Origin of the sequence: Paenibacillus sp. FSL H7-0942 (genome assembly GCF_045040715.1) — a bacterium.
Lineage (GTDB): Bacteria > Bacillota > Bacilli > Paenibacillales > Paenibacillaceae > Paenibacillus > Paenibacillus amylolyticus.
The window spans coordinates 3,782,471-3,801,206 of the sequence record NZ_CP150279.1 but is presented as its reverse complement, the minus strand read 5'-3'; the positions used below and the strand labels follow the sequence as shown (position 1 = coordinate 3,801,206).

Sequence of the window (18,736 nt, the reverse complement as noted above, 5' to 3'; positions counted from 1 at the left end):
TAGTCAATTAGGTAGGTAAAATCTAAAAAAACTATAGTAACTTTGTTAAAGAAAAACCTTTTTGCGCTTAACCTAGTAACGTTGCTTCAACCTTATACATAAGCAGATAAGAAAAGTTATAACGGTTTATTAGCTAAGGTTTCAATTAGTTCTTTCGGTGATTTATTCGCCCTTGGCTATAGAAATAGCTGTAGGAATTAACAGCATCCGAGTAAGTCATGTACTAGCTCCTCAGTAAGATGGGTTGCCTCAAAACCCATCGTCATTAGGTCACTATAAAATATAATTTTTAAGCTTCTCCCTCAATGAAACTAGCCGAAGTAAGTATGTTACCACGTCAACATCGTTATAATAAACACCTCCTTCACCTGTTTCATTTACCTGTTAGGCAATAATAGTTATAACCCATTGAGATAAACCTCCATATTCAATTTGTAATAAAAATAACAAATAAATACGGCTGTCATATGACTTGGTAAAATGTTCCCAAAAAAAAGATCGTACTTTAAATATTTCATAAATCGAGAATCACACAATGTAACACGTTTTTCACTTATTTGATAAACTTAAAAATTTATATATCGTGTGTAACACGAGATTGAAATAGCAATGTGACTGCAACTGAAATAAGGTCACGGTCGCCGTCGCCGTATAGAAGATCATCCGATGAATTGCGTCAGGTTGAATCCCAAGGTTCTCAAGAGGTAGACCAGCTTTATCTCCTACACGACGTGTGGTCTGGCGTACGGCAACTCGCATAGAGGCACAATTTGGAATTCCCTCAAAAAGGGAGTCCGATCCTGATAATATAACTCTTAGTAGGTCATAGGTAAAAACATTTGCACCTCCTGCCCCAGTGTTATCATCAACTCCTAGAATTTTCCCGATTTTATTATCCTGAATGCCGCGGAGATATCTGTTGTACTGGTAGCAGCGAGCATCTGTGACCAAGACAGTGTTGCCATTGTATTGTCGTCCTATATTGTTGGTAAGATCAGGTCACTCAATCGGAAAACCTTGAAAGTACACTAAGTCGGTAATAGTAGATAAATCGATAGAAGTAATCCACTGTTTCGCGAATCCAATCAAAGCATCGGAATTAGCAATTGCAAGGGTTACTTCGTTGTTTATAAAGTGTAGTCGTTCAGCTTCAATCCGGCTAGAACTGAAGAGTTGGAGTAATCGTTCGCCATTTATGATGATACCGCCGCCATTACCGCGTACGTCTTGGTTGGATTCTGATTTCTGGGACATGTGATTCATCCTTTTGTGAGTTTTCGATTAATTGGATTTCTTTAAGCTCATTTTTGGTTCTGTTTTTTGCGATTTTCATTTTCTTTGCTTCTAAAGGCAGTCCTAATTATTGAAATCGTTTTTCACTTTCATCTGCCCAATCATAAACAGCAAGTAGTTCTTCTTTGAACTCAGGTCGAGGCACTTTCGCTCCACAACCGAGACAGGCCATTTTAGTTGGACATACAGCATCTATAGTACAGATCCCTCCAACTACCCTAGACATAGTCCCAACTTTCTCACGATAATCATTATATAATTCCTGTAGTTCCTCTCGGCCTCTAAGAACCCCTTTTTGAATATCTATATAGGAAATCCAATTTTCATGAAGAGAAGTAATCGATTCAGTAATTTGCTGATCTGTAGGAGCAGAATAGTAAGAAGTCACCTCAATATCTTTTTGATGTAAAAGAGTCTTCACGATATCCAAAGGAATCTTTTCCGTTTGTACTGCATGAGTTGCGAAAGCATGCCTTAAAAGATGTACCTTTATTATAACTTGTTTACCCTCTACTGTTTGGATGATTATGCCATGTAATAGGAAACGAATAATGGCAGTAAGTGAATTCACATGAATATGTTTAAATTGATACTGAAAAATAAACTTTTTCTTTGAGATCAGATGTTTCCTACTTTCTATATCAAAATCTACTTCAGGTAACAAGTCAGAGTCATAAGAAGATTTTAACATCTTCAGTATCTCATTCATAAATTTGAATACTTCCTCTGGGACATAAAAGTTCTCTGGTTCTTCCCTACCCTTCGGAATCAAACGTAAAATATAATTAGTCCTAGGAGGGCTTACGCTTCTATCTACAGTAACTACACAACAGTCCTTATCATAACTGATCTGAAGCACCTCGTTTATTCTAGCTCCTGAGGATGTAATAATATCTAGCGCAAATTTTGCAAACATGCAGGCGACATATATAGGTTCAATATTAATAAGGAGCTTGTTCGTTGTCTTCATAGTCCGAGTTATGTCAAAGCCTTGGATAAGTACACCTGGATTTCTTACAAAAAATGGCGAGGGAAGTTTCTCACCTTTTTCTACTTCATAACCCCAATGATCAAGAAAATTTGTTAAGTTCTTTTTACGTTCTTCAGAAATTTGCCCCGGAGCAAGATTGCCCAAAACTCTATGTTTAAGGAGTTCTAAAAACTACGGTCCCTCGCCTTCCGATCCATCTTCTAGCTTCTCAGCCTTTACAAACTCAAGTACACAATTTTCATCTTTGAACTCTCTATACGTTTTAGGTTCACCACGGTTTTTACCAAAGGCTTTAATATCTCTAAGGAGAAAATACCAAGTTTCTCCTACATGTTCTGATTCATCGTAGTTAAATTCTATAGGTAGAGATAATTTCTCCTCTCTAGCCTTCATAATAGCTTTACGGAAGGCCTCTCGTAATCGAATCACTTGATTCCACCTAAGGTGTCCTTCAGCTCTTATTGCAGGTAGTAGAGGTGTTATCGCTGAAGTGTCAATTTTCCGTTTAGTCTTTGCATTAGTAACTGCTTTTTTACGAGCACTAAAGTCTCGATTGTCATAAGGAAGATTAGGAAGTTGGTATACAGAAAGGGTAATTTGTTTTTCATGGCTGAATTTGGTCCCTAACCATTTGTCAAGATTAAAATTAAACGTATTATAGCCTGCCAAAAGGGATTGGCGTTGTCGGTCAGTGTGATCAGAGCAGATTTCTCCCACTAAGTAGGATTCTACGTGTGACGTAAGAAATTCATTCATAGACAAAAGTTTAAAATGGCTAAATATATCTCGGAAGCGAGCGTTTAACGAACTTGTAATATTAAAAATTGATTGAGGAGTTAGTTGTCGATCCGATAGGCATAAAATTGCCAGTGCAAAGTGATTCGCCCAGGGATGATCAGCGCAATGACGCAAAAAATATTTAATGTTCTTATCATCAACTTTGTCCCAAAAGTAGCCTCTTCTATCAATTTTTCTATAATCACATCTGCAGTCACTACATTTCCATCCCTTCAAAGAAATCATTCAACCATGGTTGTTTCCCTTCGTTATTAAGTTTTAAATCAATTGACTCACTTGGTTCGCTATGTGAGTGGACTTTAGCTAATTCTAAATACTCTTTTTCTCGTTTCATAAAGTTTGCTTGAAGCTTCATATGCAGGTCTCGAAATTTTTGTTCATCGTGATAATGATCATATACGTTTAAAGTTTCAGTATCCCGCCATTTCATATACTCAACAAGCTGCTTTTTCTTGTCCTCAATCTGGGCAGTTGTATTAGATTGTTCGTAAATTCCCCGTAGCATAGAGGTTACAAACCAGTGTCTAGCTTTATGTGGATTAAGCCTTATTCCGGATTTCTTTGTAATCAATGTCCAATTAGAGTAAAAAGCCGAGTAAGTATATGGAGTTCCTCTAGTTGATAAAAATAAAGGTTCTTGGGCAGGCAAGCTATCAAACTTTGTTTGTGTTTTCGCAAACTGACGACGTTCTGAGTTTACATATCTAATCAATAATTTTAATGTTTCTGGAGAAATTCGAATAAACTTGATTCGCCTTTTATAGCTACCTTTGTTGGTTGCGGCAAATTCATGTAAGTCCGTTCGTTGTCTATAGTCTCCAACAGTAAGTTCAAGTATCTCAGATATTCGCGCGCCTATTTCAAACATGAAGCGAGTAATAACCTCATCTCTTAACTTCCAAATTTGTGAACCTCCAGCTTTATAAATGCGATAGGGCAAATCCCAATCACGTATGATCTCCGGAACCCACTCTTCATTTATAATCTTAAAATATGAATCCGTTTGTTTTCTAAAAGAAGTTTGCAATTCAGTACCAGCTTCTTTATGCACCCTTGGTCTATTCTTTCTTTCACCATGTTGATCCGAATTATTTCGACTAAACTCTAAGCCAACTAACGGATTAGCATAGGCATAGTTCTTTAGACGTATCATGCTCTTATAGAACCCTTTAATTGCTGAAAGAAAAAGTTGTACCGTTTTAGAACTCTTTTTTGTGAGATACACACCTTCATATCCATCTCTAGAACGTATTTTGCAATTCATCTGGTCTAGTAAATATTGTCTTACAGCTTCATTAACAGCTTGAGGTTCATCATTCCAGGAGACCTTTTCTTCTTCAACCAATAAAAAAATGGTTCTAACGTATTTAGATAAGTAAATACAGAGCTTTCACTGATTCTTTTAACTTGGTCATGATAAAACTCTGTTAGCGGTATAAATGCCTCTTTCGTATCATCAAAAACAATAAGACGATATTTACTCTTTACGACCTCTGGACAATATACATGAAAAAAAGAAGTTATATTTTATCACTCCTTTAGTTGTTGTTTACATATCAAAAAGGACTACTCCGTTTCATCAATACGGAATGCCCACATAATGTGTAACACTATATGAAATTACAGTACATATTTAGCCCAGTCAATAAAACTTATAATTTAATATTACATAGCATTTTGTACATATGTATATAGGCCTTTCTTATATATAAGTGAGTTTTACTTTCTTTGTAGGTATATTTACTCCATCCAAACATTCCTGCACTAGCCGGAACCTGCCTGCTATTCGTAGCGAACCCCCAATTAATGAAAGTCGAGAAACGGTACAAGCAAAAATACACCCCCTAGAATTTCATCGGCTAAACTCAGGGGTTTTTCCAATGTCTATTAGGGGGTGCACTTCATTTTCAAATGATGAAACTAAATTCTTCATCCTTTTCTTGCGACATTCTTGATATCTAAAGCTGGCGTTTTTTTGTTTAGCGCGCTTCATGCATTAGTTCTAGTAGCTTCTCCCCTCCCATTTTATATGTAGCATCAATGTTTAATTGTCTATTCCATCAAATCTGTTACTGCACCTCTTGAAGCAGAGGAAACTAATTTAGCATATTTGGCAAGTACACCGGATTTCACTTTCAGTGGCGGTTGTACCCAAGCTTGCGCTCGAGCGGCCAACTCTTCTTCTGGCACTTCAACCTTAATTTCCTGAATGTCGCTATCGATGGTGATAATATCTCCATTTTGGAGCAAAGAGATCGGTCCACCTACTTGTGCCTCAGGGGATACATGCCCGACTACAAATCCATGCGAGCCACCCGAGAACCTACCATCTGTTATGAGAGCAACTTTCCCACCGAGACCTTTTCCTACAATGAGTGCTGTAACGGAAAGCATCTCAGGCATACCTGGTCCACCCTTCGGTCCACAATAGCGTATGACCAATACGTCCCCTTCTTGAATTTCATCATTCATGATCGCTTCTGTCGCTTCATCTTCGCTATCGTACACCTTTGTCGGCCCGGAAAACTGTTGTATCTTCATGCCTGACATTTTGGCAACAGCGCCTTCAGGAGCTAGGTTTCCTCGAAGCACAACCAGTGGTCCATTTGGTTTAAGCGGATTATTGAGTGGACGTATAATCTCTTGATCATTCTGAAGTGGAGCAGCTTCCGCTAAATTCTCCGCCAACGTTTTACCAGTTACGGTGAGGCAATCCCCATGAAGTAATCCCTCAGCGAGCAATAGCTTCATTACCCCGGAAACACCACCAATATCATTCAAATCCTGCATGACATACTGACCACTTGGCTTCAGATCTGCCAAATGAGGAACACGCAAGCGAATTCGTTCAAAATCATCCAAGGTTAAATCCACTTCTACGGAGTGCGCAATAGCTAGCAGATGGAGAAATGCGTTGGTTGATCCCCCTAGAGCCATAACAACGGTGATCGCATTCTCAAATGCTTTCTTCGTCATAATGTCTCTTGGGTAGATTTCCTGTTCAAGAAGTGAGATGACCTGCTTACCGGCTGCTTCGCATTCCAATGCTTTATCCGCTGAGATAGCTGATGTCGAAGAAGAACCAGGCAAACACATACCCATTGCTTCTGCAGCTGCGGCCATCGTATTAGCGGTATACATCCCCCCACAAGCCCCTGGACCTGGACAAACACTGCATTCGACCTTATGCAATTGTTCGTCTGTTATTTTTCCATCTTGATATTGCCCAACGGCTTCAAAAGCTGAAACGATATCCACTTTTTTACCGTCGAGATTACCAGGTTGAATGGTTCCTCCATATACATAAACAGAAGGAATATTCATCCGTCCAATAGCCATCAAACATGCAGGCGTATTTTTGTCACACCCACCGATTGCAACAACGCCGTCAAAACGCTCGGCTCCGGTCACAATTTCAATCGAATCAGCTATAGCTTCCCGACTTGGTAGCGAGAACAACATCCCGCCATGCCCCATCGAGATCCCATCAGAAACGGTAATCGTATTAAAAATTAGTGGAGCACCGCCGTTATTACGTGCGCCCCGCTTAGCTTGCACCGCTAAATCATTGATGTGCATATTACACGGTGTTACTTCACTCCACGTACTTGCTATTCCGATCATTGGCTTTTTAAAATCCTCATCTTGAAATCCAACTGCACGCAGCATCGCTCTGTTCGGTACCCGGTTAGCACCTTCACTGATTACCTTGCTTCGAATGCGAAGATCTTTTTTATTTTCCATGTTTCTTCCCTCATTTCAAAGTATTTCGTTCAGTTCCTGCATCGGTCGAATAAAATTTTGTTTCATTAAATTATGGGCATCGTTGCTATTTTTGCCTTCAAAAGCTTTAATAATCTGATCATGTTCTTCAACTGAAGCTAGTGTAGCCGTAATAGGTTGTTTTAAAAATACGTATTTAAATCGCCTAATGTGAATCTGAAGAGATGTATTAAATGTAGCTACATAAGGATTATCTGAGAGCTCCACAATATAATTATGAAATTGCTCATCCACCTCCATAGCCTGATAAACTTGGCCATTCTTAATGGAACTTGCAAATTCCAAATTTAGTGATCTTAGTTTCTCAATCTGTTCTGGAACAATAATTTTGGCGGTAATTTCAGCAGCTAAGGCCTGAAGAGCAGCCATCGTTGAATACATCTTAAAAATATCGTTTTTCTCAATATTCGTTACTTTTGTTTCTTTTCCTGGATGCATGGACACGAGGCCTTGAACTTCGAGTAACTGAAATGCCTCCCGAATCGGTGTCCTGCTGACTCCAAGCGATTCAGCCATTTCCGCATCAATAAGCTTTTCACCTGGTTGCAGTGTTCCATCAATGATCCATCGCTGAATCTGAGAAAACGCTCTTTCTTTTGCGGACATACGGACTGGTAAGGAAAAATCTTTAGGTATTGGCATTGTTTTCATCCTCAATACAATTATTCTTATATGCAATATATCGCATACACGATCGAGAAGCAATTATTATTTCATTTACTCGCTCAATTAAGTTTATCCAGATAACTACCTGTTTTTATTGAGAGTCTGAGACAAAAAAGAGAACTATAATTTAAGAGTCTTTCTTTGAGAAATGTTACATAAGTAATATATTTTAATGTGAATGTTCTTATATAAAATATTTGGTACTAATGAGGGCTTATGTACTTTTTACTTAAGTACACATCTAATCGGCAATCGGACGATGTTCTTGTCCATTACGGTAATCGGTACAAGTTCTTGTCCTTGGCTTGGGACAAGAACTTGGTTCCTTAAATCAAATAAGCCGCTAAAATAGCGACTTTGAATGGAACAATGTTTGTGTCCCGCGACATTTGGTGATTCTATAATCTTGCCTTCTGGTCATCAGTAAGTTATATTTTCGGATAGTTGAACACCTACCGTCAGCTCAACGACTTGAGCATACTCGATGTGTCGTTTTCTCAAGGATTTGTAAGTGCTATTCTAAAACCAAGATCATCTATTTTAAAATTGGGCATGCTTTTCCTTCTACTCGTAGAACCACAATTGTTCTCCACTTCAGCCCAACTGCCTCCCCTGAAAACTCTATAGTTCCCATATCGTTCAGCATCATATAGATCCCAGCACCATTCCCAGACGTTACCGATCAAGTCATAAAGTCCCCATGGATTAGGAAGCAACTGTCCTACTTTATGAACAGATCCATTGGAATTTCCTTGATACCATGCAATATGATCAATTCTTGCATACCGATATCCCGTTGATCCTGCTTTACACGCATACTGCCATTCAGCGTCTGACAGTAATCGAAATCCATTCGCTATTTTGTTAAATATTGTGTTCTCACTTTCGTTTGTAACTGTGTAACATTCCATCCTGCCAAGCTTTCTCGATAACTCATTACAGAAAGTAATAGCATCCATCCACGAAACTTCCGTAATTGGCAGCTTACTCACAATCGGCTCTATTTCTTCTTCATGCATGACAAAATGATATAACTGCTGTGTTACTGGATACTTCATTACATGGAATGGCTCTATAGCTTCAGTCCACGTTATAGTCTTTTTACTACTTCCTGGGTTAGATAAAGTGTAATCAGTGCTAAGCCATTTATCTGTATTAAGAAAATCGCTTAGTTCAATTGATCCGCCTTCTATGGGTACCATCAAATCCATTATTTCTTTTAGAAAACGTGCCTTGTCACTTCCGTACTTTTCCATATCTTATCCCCCCCCTATTCTAACTTACCGCCAACCAAATTCGACCCAGAAACTGTATTATCCTGCTTAATAGTTGCTAACGACGATAAACTCGTCGATACTTTTAGTGTGGTTCACCGCGTCTAATCTTGAAAGTATTCTATCCGTTAGTTGAATAAAGCAACCAATCACAATGATCGGCTGCTTTTTTTTGTTTTATTGAGCTAACGTTTCCCGTTAGCTTAGTCCACAATAGCTAAAGGTGTTTGGTACAGTTATATAATTGGCATGCCCACTTTTTGTTAGTGTGTGTAAGAATGGTTATAGAAGTATTATCTATATACGTTTTTTGGAAATGTTGTGGCAAAAGATGTTGTAATGACAGCCCAATCCATGCTCCATGACTTATAACTAATATTCTTTTATCAACATATTCTTTAATCAGTTTCTCGAGAAAAGTTAGACCTCGCTTTGCGACCACTTTGAAATCTTCCATACCAAGATTTTGCTCACGCCAATTTGCTCCCCAACGAGTGATACGCTCTTCCTCGGTGGTGCCCTCAATTAGCCCGCAATTAATCTCTCTAATACGTTCATCAGTGAATACGGGTACTCCTAAACATTGCTGAATAATTTCGGCAGTTTGCCTAGCTCTCGTAAGATTACTGGAGAATATAACATCCCACTCTTCGCTTGAAAGTCTTTTTGCCAGTGCAGTTGCTTGCGCTATTCCTTCTTCGTTTAGCGGTATATCAGATATTCCTTGAGCCTTGCTAAGAGTATTCCATTCAGTAACCCCATGTCTAATAAGACCTATTGTGGTCGCCATACCTCCCCCCTTAATGACTACAATTTTCCCATCATTGCCTAAACAAATAGTACCACATATTGGAACTATACTGCCCGTTAGTTTAATGAATTGAAGGGCAAGATGACGATTAAATACAGGCCTAATCGGTAATCGGACTATATTCTTGTCTTTTCCGACAATCGGTACAAGTTCTTGTCCTTGGCTCGGGACAAGAACTTGTACCGATAAAATAAAAAGCCGCTAAAATAGCGACTTTAATGAGACCATGTTCTTGTCCCTCGACAGCAATATTACGGTTGAACGCAAAGACCGCTTCTCTGGCTTTCTCAAAAACTCCATCGCTCTTCCTGCATGATCTCGCTCGATTACCTTGTATACACGGGACGGTGGATAGGAAGAAAGGATGGGATCGTCCTTCCATAAGGAACCATCGATGGGCATTCTGGAATGGACGCCAACCTCCTTCCAATGCTGTTCTACGTCCGCAGGCTTTTGAATGCCTTCCAGCCCTTAGTTTCGGGCTAGATGTTTTTGTTTGTCAGTAAAAAGTATTTTCGTATAACTTCCCCGTATGCGCATCAAGCACTTCGGGCGTCCGCTCGTGCTCGCTACCAATCATTCGATACACTAGTTCGTACGGGGCCTCTTCCGCCCTAGCATTGTGCATCCGTTCCCATTGCAGACGCAGCTTGGCCTGTGCCGTCCATCGGAGGATAGCTGTATGGTAATCAAATGAAGGCACGGTCTCCAGCTTCTTTAACTGTTCTGGCCTTATGGAGGGGGACATCAAACTTTTGACCCTCCCATTAGAGCGGTCAACAGCTAGTTGATAGCATTCATCCCTGACAGATACGTCTTGAACATATACACCAAAGCGAATGATTTCCAAACGATCTTCGTCGTCGGTCTCTTCAGTTAGAAGCTTGAGATACGGCAACATTTCGGTTGCTAGTCCTCGGACATAGTCCATAGCTACTTCTATACATGCGTCTCGATCCCAGGTTAATGGAGCTAGTTGATCTGACTTACCATGCGAAACAAAGTCAATCAGTTGTCCGGATTGGCTGTCTACTCGCGCCTTGACTGCTCCCTCCATCTGATCAGCCCAATAGGCCTTCCAAGACCGGTCATTCTTGGCTGGACGCTCTTCATTCTGTTGCTTCCACACCATCAACTTGGTGTTCGAGCCAATATTTTCGTCTTGTACTAACTGAAATTGGTCGTTGTCTACCCCAATCCACTCTTCTAGGCTTCGTGCGGGCGGGAACTCACCTGGCCACTCGTCCAGAGTTCTTGGGTCAGAGGGGACAGCTTCTGCCCTATAGGCTGTCGGAACTTCCTCCTGTGATGATGCAGTATAGATTAGCCCTCTACTTCGGGGGGCGTAAACAAGATGGACCTGATCGTCACCATCCGTGTACACGGCTTTGTCCAATACGCAATATTCCACATGTAGCAAAAAATTCGCCTTCATACACGCCATCTGTTCCTCTTCTGGTGTGATCATGGTTGGGAGTGCTGGCCCTGGAACGGTTCCATAGTACCTAAATCCGACCACGCGACCGCTGGGATGAACCATAATCAGGCATCCCGTCTCAGGAAGCGGTAGCCCCATCGCCTTCTGCTGTCGTGTGTACACAAACATCCCTTCCATCCACTCCATCTCACAATACGGAAAATCACGCAGTGCGCCGGGATAATGATCTTCCAGGAATTGCTCTGCCTGCTGTTTGAGCTCCTCCTCAGATATCCGTGTCTCGTTGTCCAATGAGGCCCAGGAAATGGCATAGTCTAGCAAGTTGCCGCCCCTGGAGAGCGTGGCAGAAACGGCGTCATCACTCCCCGTTTTAACCCATAAGAATCCCGCTTCTCCCTTCCCTGTTCCCCTCCCGGTGTTCTCTTGATAGTCGTTGACGATCAGATCATAATCCGGTGAAACGGCAAACTGGTGCTCTGCCTGTTGTCTTAACTGCAGGCGTAATGTATCCAGGTCTCGTTCGAGAAAATCTTGAGCCATTTCGTTGCGCAAATGTTCCAGCCCCTTCCGTAATTGTGTTTTTACAGTACCTAATGGCATATCCAGGAGATGGGCGATTTGCTGCTGGGTCAGGTCCTTCTTATATTTTAAGAACAGGAGCTGACGCAGCTTCGGATTCAGACTGGCCAATGCACGCTCCAGATCCAGGGTTTGATCGATATCATTAACGACCAATGGCTCTTGCGCCTGCGGGTCTTCGCTCAGGTGAACACGCTTGGATTTCTTCAAATGATTGAGCGCCCGGTTCACCACAATTCTGGTAAGCCAGCTCTCAAACGCTTCGGCTTGTTGCAGCGTTTGCAGTGACTCATAAGCCTTAACCAGGGCATCCTGAACGATATCCTCCGCATCTTTGGACTCCCGTACATAATGGCGAGCCACTCGGTGCAGCTTATCCGTTCGATCCTTTATAAGAGAAACGAAGGCATCGTGATCTCCGTTTTGTGCGGCGTTGAGTTGTTGCTGTGCATCGATCATTGTCGTTCACCTCCTGTTATATAGACAGCTAACTCGGGGGTTTGGATTTAATTAATGTAACATTATTCTGGAACTGACCGATCAAGTGACCACCCGCATGCGGCAAGCACGGGTGCCAAAGAGTACGTCACTCTTGGCGTGTTCCTGCTGAAGCTCCTTCATCCACTGAAGCAGTTCTTCCAGCCCGGTAAGGGTATTGGAGAACTCACAGTCCTTTCACCGTTCGATTCCCCGGTAGTCGATGGCGCGAGCGACATGGATTTCTTTCGCAATATCCTCATGGGTTCCACGCCCTTGAACGTACACCCAAATCATTAATCTTCCATTATCCATCCACTAATTTGGCCTTCCTGATCGGTATTCTCTATCTCGATATCTGCATTCCACCATTGTTCCTTGATTCCTTCCTTCTGCAGCTCCAGCTCTACATTGGTCATTTTGGTTTTGACGATCGTTAGCGTTCCGCGGCGCTGTTCTTGCTCTAATGCTTTATAAAGGTTTTCAGTCAGATGCGGCTTTGAATTCTTCAAAAAATCATCTTTAGCATTGAACGGTACGTACACCTTCAGAAACTCCGGAATCACTTTCTGAATCTCCGTCTGCATTTCTTCCGTTGGCACTTCTACCTCTTCGGATTGCTTCTCTTCTGCTGCTTGTTCATTCGGGGTGTACTGCCGAACGGGCCGTTTCTCCGGATTGACAGGCTGCTGCTTCGCGGCAGCCTGTTCTTGTTCAATGCGATTCCCTTCAAAGATCGATCCAATAAGTAGTGCAATCATGCCTAATGCAATAATGGCACCAAGCCATTCTTCACTGGCCCCTTCATGACCGATCCCCCTCGCTGCTCGAAGGATGTAACGGAATGCTCTGTACCCGGTTTTTCTGCTGTCTAGAACGTATAGATGTGGAATCGCCATGATCTGCTTCCTGATACTCTGTACTTCTGCCCCCAAGCGATTCCACCTCTCTGGATGTTCGGAACTTCTCAGGCTGCGGTCTTCTTTGGCCTTGTCCTGGTTCTTTATTTGGGCGTTGTACACCAGGAGTCGTATGAAGAGGTACGGTCTGCGGAGCTTGCCCACGGTTAGCCGAACTATTCGGTGGCCGCGAGTCTATCGCTGAATCTTCCTGCGGTAAAGATGCAAATAATGAATCTTCATTTCCAGAATATCTATGGTCGCCAGATAACGACTCCGATTCATTCCGGAAATTCCCGCTCCCACTGAAACTATCATTGAATCTAGTAGGTTCATCATAGTTAACGTTCGCTGATCCTACTCCGCCATGTAATGGAGCAACGTTTCCAGCCCCAGCACCCATACCCTGAACAGTTCCAGGCGTTTGTCCATTAGCGGCCCGTAGTCTTTGACGCATGAAGGCTGGTATAGTCAAGTCTCCAGCTTCAGTGCCGCCCTTCGTATCGTTTAAAGATACGGTTGGTGGTATAGATCCTGGATGCCCACTACTCGTGGAAGTGGCCGCTACTTCTGATAAGGCGCTTCCAGCAGCTCCAGACATTACCCCCGCCATTACTTTAGGGCTCACGCAGCTTCCACTAGCTCTTAGTGGTGGCGGTTCTCCTAAACTTTCTGATTGAAGTGGTGCGTTATCGTCAAGATCGTTATCGGTATCGGCACTATCCGTGACATCGTTATCCGAAGCATTCAGACTTTCATTCTCTAATGCTGCTGCACTACTTGTATCTCTGCCACTGCTCTCCATACTATCTACAACTGCTGTTAGTTGGTTGTCCGCCCGAATATATCTCTTGTTTATAGTTGTTCCCAAATAAGTGCATATGCTGATTATTTAGATATACACCTAATCGGCAATCGTTCTATGTTCTTGTCCATTTCGGTAATTGGTACAAGTTCTTGTCCTCAGCAGCTAGTTTAGTCCAATTTTAATACCTAGCCACGCGTATTTCTCCCCTCTTAATTTGTTAGTTGTCCATAACAATGTGAACATTTTCATGTATTATAGTGCTAAAAAGGTTTTAAGTCCATGCGTGCATTGTTTAGATATACATCTAATCGGCAATCGGACTGTGTTCTTGTCAATTTCGGCAATCTGTACAAGTTCTTGTCCTTAGCTTGGGACAAGAACTTGTACAGATAAAATAAAAAAGCCGCTAAAATAGCGACTTCAATGGGAATATGTTCTTGTTCCTCGACAAAACGATCGAAACATTATGAGGCGTCGCACTCCCAAAAATTTAATACTTCCACACTCAGCCAAGAATCTAATAATTCACTATTCCAATCAGTTTCATCATATAATTTCTCCATCTCTTTTATAGTTCTTTTGTCATTGGGATATCGATTGTCATTCATTAATTCTCCTTCTATAAAATCGTTTAATTGTGCCGCTGTAGATTTGTAATTAAATATAAGATTGAGATACTCTGCCCATTGCCCCTGATGGTAATTTTTTTGTCTCACGTAATAAATAGAATAAAACCAATGCGCATCATTTAGCACATTGGTCTGGCACAAACATTATCTCAATAAGGTTTGCTTAAAATTTCTTTTAATTAAATAGTTCATTCTCAATTATAAAGTCAGAATAAAATAGTAGTAAAGCGTACATATTAGCGTACATAGAATTTCAAATGAGTTTTTTACCGTATGCTCTGAAATAATTATCTTCACGTTGGTCAATCTCAAAGGAGTTTATCCATCCTTTTTCCTTCATTCCCTCTAAAATCGCCTGGTTTGTTTCACTTCGTTCTAATTTTGGTCTTTTTCCATCAAACAACCCAATAAAGTCATGCATGAGCAGTAAATCAAAGCATTTTTGTGCTTGTTTAATTGATAAATGGATCAAAGCTGCAATTAGAAGTTTAAATTTACTTTCCTCCTCTATTTGGTCAGTTTCTATAAGCAAGACAAAAAGACTAAATGGGATAATACTTTCAGAAGCTAGAGTAATTATACTTCCTATATTGGTGATGCACATTTCAAAAATATCCTTCTTAAACTCAACCCCGTTTAATTCGTAATTCCTAATCAAAAACGCGATATCGCTGACGTTCAAGTTGTTACTAATGATGTACTGTTGAACGCACTCTGAGTACATAGCTTCCTGTAATGATATCGGTTGGTCTGTATACTCTAAAAGATGGATCTTATTTTTATCCTCAATTTCGTTATTTTGTAGTAAGATTAACAGCTCTGCTAAATTGAAATTGACTTCTGAAATGATTTCAAAAGTATATTTCTCGATATTATTTAATATGAATAGTAAAACATTATCTGAATAATGCTCCCTCATAAACTGTAGATTTTCATCATTCATCTCAATAATTGAATGTTTGATAAGAATATCTATTCTAGTATCAGGGAGATCTTCATAGGTCATCTTATTAATTACATGTCCGTAACCAGCCAAAAGCATCTCATATTTTTCATCGAATAGATTGTTATTTTTTATAATCGATTCATAAAGAAGTTGTGTTTTTTCTTCTCCATAACTTGAACTAACATCCTCATAATCTAATGCTAATGGAGAAGGGTCTTGATTGATAAATGATATAAAATCATCAGTACATTGATTTCCTTTCTCAAAGTAATATCTAAGAATGTTATGCATTGAATATGCTATTTTTTTACCGTTAATTGATAGGTCCCAGAGTTCTTTCTCTTCAAGATCATCAATGTCCATTATAGGGGTTTCTAAGAAGATCAAATATGTTCTTCTTTGCTCAACAGGTATTTCTGTATGATTTAAAATCTCAAGTGCAGCATCCTCACTATCTATTATTTTTCCAAAACCTTCGAAGAGAAAAACATCTAGGTAAGTAGAAATATTGCCCCGGATGTACTTAGCAAGACTTTCCTCTGGCCTTGAGGTAATCAAAGTAAAGTTTTTATGCTTCAAATCCTCTTCATTTTGTTCTCCATACACATTCTGAAGTATATTAAAAATCATATTCATATTTATCTCATAAAGGTTATTTACGTAAACTTCTTTGAATAATTGTGGATTGGATCGACCATAATCAATTTTTTTTAATCTTACATTTAATAGTTTGAACTTTTTTATTAAAAGATCTGAGTTTATTTCCCCAATAGCTAGGAAGTTTTCGTTATTTGAAATATATGAAGTAAGGATGCCACCATTGTTTACTGCTCTGACCTCGTAATTAGTTGAATAGTATAAGGTACCTAAAGCATAATACTTGGTCTCCTGTTCAGAGAAAAAAGAGCTATTTAAGAGTTCTTTAAAAAGTAAAGGCCAAGCTCGATTCGCTTCTTTGATGAAAAGATCATTTTCACGTTCATCCCCTATAAATTGTTGTATAAAATCAAGTCTAGATTTCTCCTTTAGTTGATTAATGAATCTTTGTAGATATTCATGTTTTTCAAGTAACAAGTAATCTAATAAATCAAAATTCAAAATTTCTTCTTGGTCAAAATCAGTCAATTTTAAACGTGATGTAATAAGACATTTATTTTTCAATGGATAAGTGAAATCTTTTGGTATTTCATCCGTTATGCTGCGAAGAAAAATCTTATCATTACGACTTAGACTGTTTTCGTAAAAATATGTCATGTAGTCTGGATACGTCTCATCAATATATCCATTTCTTATAAGGCACTTTATTAGCAAAAAATAGGGACTTGATTTAACATCAATGAAAAGTTCATCTTCACCGACTTCATTTGTGAAATTCACTGCAAATATTTCATTTATATTAGCTTTACTCACAATCTCCTTTAGTTTTTTGTCTTTAATCACACGAAGTAGATTCTGAATATATTGAATTTCATCATGAAGCTTTTCATTTGCTTCTTTTATTTTATTTTCTACTTTCTCTTTTCTCGCAGTGTATTCAACATTCTTCTCTAGGTTCTTATAATGTTGTTCGAAAGCATAATGACCACGATAATTAGTAGTTTTATAAACGTTGTCAGGGGAGATTTTCAATGCTTTAAGGAAATCCCTTCTTGAGGGAAATTGAGACTCCGATTTCCCATCAATATCCAACTTGTCCGTGTTAAGATAGAGTGCATCTAATTCATCTAAGTTATTGACTAATTCGTCCTCAGATGAACTTATTTTTTGTTGAAGTAAAAGAAGTCTTTCTTCTAACTCATGAATTTCCCCTTCAATGAATGTTTTCTTACTTATAAATAATGTATATACGAATCCCCTATTCAATTGCAACTCACTAAAGTCTTGGGGAAACAGATTTTTATAGGTAATCATCGCCAGCAGTCTATCTGGACTCAGTTCTGTCGACTGAATCCTTTCATGATATATGACATATTCATTGTATATATTTTTCAGCAACCTCATATCGTCAATATATAAAGAGATACCCTGAAGGAAATTAATATCAAAATGTTGAAGAAGTGCTCCTTCTTTAAAATGATCTAAAAATTGGTCATATGAGTTTGATCCATCCACTACGGGCACAATAGGTAATAGAAAATCAAAGAATTTAGTTCTATCCTTTGACGTGAACATATCATCTCTTAGTAGGTAGACAAACCAGAATACATTCTCCGATTTATTATTTAATAACGTGTTTATTTCTCGAAGTTTCTCAAAAATTTTGTTGTCATTGAACCTGTCCATATCTTCAAAAATGAAAACTTGATAATCGGAGTTTTCAAAAAGATAAAGCACTTCATTAAGATATTTATCGAAATAAGAATCATCTTGATTCGAAAAAATTTCTATTTCGTTTCCCTGTACGGTTAGTTTTCGAAATACATTTTTGTTGTATTGGATTCTCATTACATAGTAAATTAGATAAGAAACGATACTAATGACAGCAAGCAGTGCAAAGAAGGAAAATACGTCATTTGTTGTGTACTTCAATAGAGATTTTAGCCAAGGTGTATTTAAACCGCCTACATATGTGTCCCATTTTTTATTGTTGAATAAGAAAATCAACAAAGATACTAATGTAGCAATAGTAAGGGTTCCTAACCATAGACGCGAGGATCGCAACCGTCGTTTCACTTTGAACTGAGTTTGTGGTATCTTCTCAGATGGAACTTGATGAATTAACTGATTTATTATCTTTCCCTCTAATTCTGAATCTTTTATCGTATTTCCATCTTCTTCGTTTCCGTCTTTAACTACATTTGTTTTTTCAAAGTGAGCGAGTGAGATATGTAAAAATTTATGATTGCTTTTCTCTTTCTTGTAAGTCTCAATAACGCTGCTTTTCCCGGCACTGTATGGACCTGTTATAGCTATATTTCTTAAACCATTGAGTTTGTCAAATACAAAGTCTAAGGCTTCTCTATACACTTTTATGTCTGCATTCCCCGTGGGAGTTAACTTTTGAAACTTATAATTGTTAGAATCCGTACTCATGAGATTAGTGATCTCCTTCACATTTCATATAATTCATGTAAATAACATTTCCTCTTTCCCAGTCTAATTTTACCATAGAATGATAGGTGTTACTCTAAAACACGAAGTTTCAAAAGCTACGTACAGAAAGTTATGTGCTACTGTAATTGGATTACGAGTACATGAAGCATACAAGACAACTTACACTTGAAGTAGAGTACTCCCTTGTGTTTCTCTTTAAAGTTCTCCTAACTTTGTCTGAGGACTTATCAATTTAGCAGATATAGAACGAGAAAAGACGCCTGTTACTAGCAGACGTCTTTTGTTCCAGA

13 protein-coding genes are annotated in these 18,736 nt (G+C 39.3%); all 13 read right to left on the bottom strand.

Annotated elements, in window-relative coordinates; translation table 11 throughout:
• Positions 1 to 999: 999 nt before the first annotated feature.
• The 13 genes from MHI48_RS16895 to MHI48_RS16835 all read right to left on the bottom strand — a co-directional run bounded on the left by MHI48_RS16895 (position 1,000) and on the right by MHI48_RS16835 (position 18,425).
• Entirely contained in the window at positions 1,000 to 1,254 is a 255-nt protein-coding gene (locus tag MHI48_RS16895) for a hypothetical protein (RefSeq protein ID WP_076328639.1), read from the bottom strand.
• 106 nt (positions 1,255 to 1,360) lie between these two features.
• Positions 1,361 to 2,428 carry a site-specific integrase gene (locus tag MHI48_RS16890; protein WP_405141197.1) on the bottom strand — a complete coding sequence of 356 codons (1,068 nt, stop codon included), beginning with the start codon at positions 2,426 to 2,428 and terminating at the stop codon, positions 1,361 to 1,363.
• Positions 2,429 to 2,455: 27 nt separating this feature from the next.
• A complete protein-coding gene (locus MHI48_RS16885) occupies positions 2,456 to 3,298 on the bottom strand; it encodes a hypothetical protein (RefSeq protein WP_179086524.1) in 843 nt (280 codons plus the stop codon).
• Positions 3,279 to 4,427, bottom strand: a complete 1,149-nt coding sequence (locus MHI48_RS16880) for a tyrosine-type recombinase/integrase (RefSeq protein ID WP_245838232.1) — start codon at positions 4,425 to 4,427, stop codon at positions 3,279 to 3,281. Before MHI48_RS16880 ends, MHI48_RS16885 begins: the two co-directional genes overlap by 20 nt.
• A gap of 707 nt (positions 4,428 to 5,134) precedes the next feature.
• Positions 5,135 to 6,826, bottom strand: a complete 1,692-nt coding sequence (gene ilvD / locus MHI48_RS16875; RefSeq protein WP_017688240.1) for a dihydroxy-acid dehydratase — start codon at positions 6,824 to 6,826, stop codon at positions 5,135 to 5,137.
• Between the two features lie 15 nt (positions 6,827 to 6,841).
• A complete protein-coding gene (locus tag MHI48_RS16870; RefSeq protein ID WP_340017579.1) occupies positions 6,842 to 7,507 on the bottom strand; it encodes a GntR family transcriptional regulator in 666 nt (221 codons plus the stop codon).
• 521 nt (positions 7,508 to 8,028) lie between these two features.
• Positions 8,029 to 8,787, bottom strand: a complete 759-nt coding sequence (locus MHI48_RS16865) for a formylglycine-generating enzyme family protein (RefSeq protein WP_405141194.1) — start codon at positions 8,785 to 8,787, stop codon at positions 8,029 to 8,031.
• Between the two features lie 235 nt (positions 8,788 to 9,022).
• On the bottom strand, positions 9,023 to 9,595 hold the full coding sequence (locus tag MHI48_RS16860) for a histidine phosphatase family protein (protein WP_405141192.1): 573 nt from the start codon (positions 9,593 to 9,595) through the stop codon (positions 9,023 to 9,025).
• Between the two features lie 520 nt (positions 9,596 to 10,115).
• Positions 10,116 to 12,092: a sigma-70 family RNA polymerase sigma factor gene (locus tag MHI48_RS16855; RefSeq protein ID WP_405141190.1), complete on the bottom strand. Its 1,977-nt coding sequence runs from the start codon at positions 12,090 to 12,092 to the stop codon at positions 10,116 to 10,118.
• A gap of 314 nt (positions 12,093 to 12,406) precedes the next feature.
• Positions 12,407 to 13,009: a hypothetical protein gene (locus tag MHI48_RS16850; RefSeq protein ID WP_405141188.1), complete on the bottom strand. Its 603-nt coding sequence runs from the start codon at positions 13,007 to 13,009 to the stop codon at positions 12,407 to 12,409.
• On the bottom strand, positions 12,915 to 13,880 hold the full coding sequence (locus MHI48_RS16845; protein ID WP_405141186.1) for a hypothetical protein: 966 nt from the start codon (positions 13,878 to 13,880) through the stop codon (positions 12,915 to 12,917). Before MHI48_RS16845 ends, MHI48_RS16850 begins: the two co-directional genes overlap by 95 nt.
• 401 nt (positions 13,881 to 14,281) lie before the next feature.
• Positions 14,282 to 14,533 carry a hypothetical protein gene (locus MHI48_RS16840; RefSeq protein ID WP_405141184.1) on the bottom strand — a complete coding sequence of 84 codons (252 nt, stop codon included), beginning with the start codon at positions 14,531 to 14,533 and terminating at the stop codon, positions 14,282 to 14,284.
• Between the two features lie 166 nt (positions 14,534 to 14,699).
• Entirely contained in the window at positions 14,700 to 18,425 is a 3,726-nt protein-coding gene (locus MHI48_RS16835; protein ID WP_405141182.1) for a hypothetical protein, read from the bottom strand.
• Positions 18,426 to 18,736: the final 311 nt, after the last annotated feature.